Source organism: Actinoplanes sp. NPDC048791, assembly GCF_040650095.1.
Taxonomy (GTDB): Bacteria; Actinomycetota; Actinomycetes; order Mycobacteriales; family Micromonosporaceae; genus Actinoplanes.
In genome coordinates this window covers 1-2767 of the sequence record NZ_JBEZGQ010001062.1, presented here as the reverse complement: position 1 = coordinate 2767, position 2767 = coordinate 1, and the positions used below count along the sequence as shown (strand labels likewise).

The window sequence follows — 2767 nt, the reverse complement described above, 5'->3', positions numbered from 1 at the left end:
GCGGAGGGTGTGCTCGCGCTGCTCGGCGGCGCAGAGCACGTCGATCGGGTGGTGCAGCTGGCTGTGGTTGCCGATCTCGATGCCGGCGTCGGCCACCTCGGCGAGCTCGTCCCAGGTGAGCAGCCGGCCGAAGTCGGGCGCCCAGCGGCCCAGCCAGCCGGCCGGTGCCCCGAGGTGACCGACGGAGGCGTAGAGGGTGGCCCGGGCGCCGGCCTCGGCCAGCACGGGCACGCCGGCGGTGAGGAAGTCGCGGTAGCCGTCGTCGAAGGTGACCGCGATCAGCTTGTCGGTGCTGCCGCGCTCCAGCTCGTCGAGCGCCTCGGACAGCCCGACGAGGCGGTAGCCGGCCTCGGTGAGCGCGCCGAGCTGCTGGGCCAGGCGGCTGCGGGGCACGGCGAGATCACTCAGTGGGCCGCCGACGGCGGACACGGAGTGATACATCAGCGCCGGCATGGACTCCCATGCCGGCGGCGCCGCAACGGTCACCGCTCGTTCCTCCCACACCTGACGGACATGACCATTATCGGTCGCCATCCCGGCAAGCTTCGGGGTTCGCGCAACTCGGCCCCGGGCCCGGTCCGCGGCACGTCCTGGCCGCTCAGGCCACGTTACGGCGCGGTTTCCCCCGGTGTCCAGCACGACTGCGGGAGCACCGATCGACATATCGGCGGCGGTCATTCTCTCCGGCGCTCAGGGATCCGGCGCGGGCCGGCCCCTCTACCGAAAGTCATAGCCGCGATCCGGCTGCGGAGGGAAGCGGAACACCCGCCGTCACGGCGAGGGTGTGAGCATGAAACCGGACCGCACGCGACGACTCGCCGAGGCCACCCTCGAGGCCGGGCTCGTCCTCGGCGTCGCCGCGCTGCCCACCGCCTGGCGGGTGCTCGACGCGCGGCTGGCCCTGGTGCTGGCGGGCATGCTGCTGGCCCTCACCGCCGCGACGTACGCGTTACACGCAGTGACATTCGACTGCTTCCTGCTGACGGGTCACCGCGCCCGGCGCCAGTTTTCTTATACCCAGCGTAAGGAGTGAACCGCCGGACATCCTGTTGCGTACCCCCGGTTGCAGCGTCCTCAAGACCCCGGGGAGTGAACAGGATGTTCCGGCTCATCCAACTCCGAGCACAGCACGGCGTACCCCGCATCGGCATCGACCCCGACGGCTACGGCAGCGAACAGGCCGCCCTGACCCGCTACCGCGAGTCACCGACGGCGTACTTCGGTATCGGCCGCTTCGACGAGGCCGGCCGGCTCGCCGAGATCATCATGGACACCGTCTGCAGCCCGGCGGCCGACTGCCCGCGCCCCGCCATGGTGGTGCACGCCGAGACCTTCCAGCCGCTCTGCGACACCTGCTCGTTCGGCCTCGAGGTGCTCACCGTGCCGGAGCTCGCGCTGCACCTGGGCGTCGTGGTCCGGATGGCGCCGGTACTGGCCCCTTCCGGTCGCCACGCCGCACCCGACGAGACATACTCGGCGAGCAACCGGATCGCCCGCGAGTTCGCCACGCACGTCGACGACCCGGTGTGGCGCATGGAGCTGTGCGCGGAACTGGCCCGGACCCCGTCAGCGGTCAACGGCCTGCTGATCGGCGTCGGCGCGCTGAGCCACCGCGACGTCCTCGACCACTATCCGGCGCTGTGCGCGCTCGGCACCCAGTTGCCCGGCGTCATCCACAGCGACCTGGTACGGGCCATGACCAGGCCGCTCTCCCCGGCCGGTGTCACCGCGTTGCGGCTGGGGCTCTAGCCCGTACCGTACGGGCATGACCGTCACGTTCGAAGGGCTCGTCGACCGGGCCCGGGCACTGGTCCGCGACGGCCGCCGGGCGATCCTGGGCATCGCCGGCGCACCGGGCGCGGGCAAGACCACACTGGCCGAGGAGCTGGTCGCGGCACTCGCGAAGACAGCCGGCCCGGAGTGGGTCGCGCACGTCCCGATGGACGGCTTCCACCTCGCCGACGTGGAGCTCGAACGGCTCGGCAACCGCGACCGCAAGGGCGCGCCGGACACGTTCGACCCGCTGGGCTACGCGGCCCTGCTGCGCCGCCTGCGCGAGGACACCGACGAGATGATCTACGCGCCGGGCTTCGAACGCGTCATCGAACAACCGGTCGCCGGCACCATCGGAGTGCCCCGCGCGACCCGCCTGATCGTCTCGGAGGGCAACTACCTGCTGGTCGGGACCGGCGGCTGGGAACAGGTCCGGCCACTGCTCAACGAGGTCTGGTACGCCGACCTGGACCAGCAGTCACGGCTGGACCGGCTGGTCGATCGGCACCGGCGCTTCGGCAAGAACGAGGCCGACGCGGCCCGCTGGGCGACCGGCACCGACGAACGCAACGCCACGGTGATCGCGGCCACCCGGGACCGGGCGGATCTGCTGGTCCCGGCCGCACTGATCCGCGGCATCGGCACCCCACCCCCGCCGCCCTGAACGTCCGCCGGCCGGGCCGTGGCAGACTTCTGCTGTGTCTGTCGGTGAAACCGTCGAGACCGAGCCGCGTCGCCGGCCCGGCCGCGCCCTGCGATTCGGCCTGATCGTTGCCGCCGTGCTCCTGCTGCTGTTCGGCGTGCCCTGGTGGACCCTGGTCTGGTCCGGCAACCGGTGGCCCGGGGCCGTCTTCGCCGCCGGCACCGCGCTGTTCGCCGCCGCCGTCGTGGCCTTCCCGTTCCTGATGTTCAGCGGGCACGGCCGGCACCACCGCGACGGCGCCGCCCGGGCCGCCGACACCATGCTCGGCGTCGTCTGGGTGCTGTTCGTGTG

General features: G+C 72.1%; 4 protein-coding genes and 1 pseudogene. 4 read left to right on the top strand and 1 reads right to left on the bottom strand.

What is annotated here, in order from left to right; all coding sequences use genetic code 11:
- A partial coding sequence (locus tag AB0C29_RS42150; RefSeq protein WP_360833063.1) for a polysaccharide deacetylase family protein occupies nucleotides 1–486 on the bottom strand: 486 nt, incomplete at its 3' end.
- Nucleotides 487–790: 304 nt separating this feature from the next.
- On the opposite strand from AB0C29_RS42150, the gene AB0C29_RS42145 reads away from it, so the two are divergent.
- From AB0C29_RS42145 to AB0C29_RS42130, 4 genes and pseudogenes are all read left to right on the top strand, one after another.
- Complete coding sequence (locus AB0C29_RS42145; protein WP_360833060.1) at nucleotides 791–1033, top strand: hypothetical protein; 243 nt, start codon at nucleotides 791–793, stop codon at nucleotides 1031–1033.
- A gap of 65 nt (nucleotides 1034–1098) precedes the next feature.
- Complete coding sequence (locus AB0C29_RS42140) at nucleotides 1099–1749, top strand: hypothetical protein (RefSeq protein ID WP_360554489.1); 651 nt, start codon at nucleotides 1099–1101, stop codon at nucleotides 1747–1749.
- Nucleotides 1750–1765: 16 nt separating this feature from the next.
- Nucleotides 1766–2437: a nucleoside/nucleotide kinase family protein gene (locus AB0C29_RS42135; protein WP_360833057.1), complete on the top strand. Its 672-nt coding sequence runs from the start codon at nucleotides 1766–1768 to the stop codon at nucleotides 2435–2437.
- A 34-nt stretch (nucleotides 2438–2471) separates the two neighbouring features.
- Nucleotides 2472–2767: pseudogene (locus AB0C29_RS42130) on the top strand (metallophosphoesterase); the annotation flags it as partial.